We start from the raw sequence: 242 nt of genomic DNA, 5'->3' as shown, positions 1-242 counted from the left end.
AGCCTGATCCGTGCGATTGACAGCATGAGCGTCAACCAGAAGCAGGAAGATCGCTGGCAATACTGGCTGGCACGTGCCAGCGAACAACGTGCTGACCGTGCTTCCAAACAGGCAGCAGAAAGTATTTATCGTAAGCTGGCGACCGGAGATGACTATCACAATCTTTTGGCACGCGACAAGCTGGGGCAGGTGACTGCGAGTACACCAAATCCAGCGCAGCCATCCAATCAGGCCCTGCAACG

Annotated in this window: 1 protein-coding gene; it reads left to right on the top strand. The window is 55.4% G+C overall.

Annotated features, from left to right (window positions below; genetic code table 11):
* Positions 1-24: 24 nt before the first annotated feature.
* On the top strand, positions 25-242 hold a 218-nt coding region (locus ACSV5T_RS10270; RefSeq protein ID WP_438321080.1), incomplete at its 3' end, for a hypothetical protein.

The organism is Veillonella sp. ZSJB6 (genome assembly GCF_051549505.1).
Taxonomy (GTDB): domain Bacteria; phylum Bacillota; class Negativicutes; order Veillonellales; family Veillonellaceae; genus Veillonella.
The sequence above is the reverse complement of the archived record's forward strand: the minus strand, read 5'-3'. Positions and strand labels throughout refer to the sequence as shown.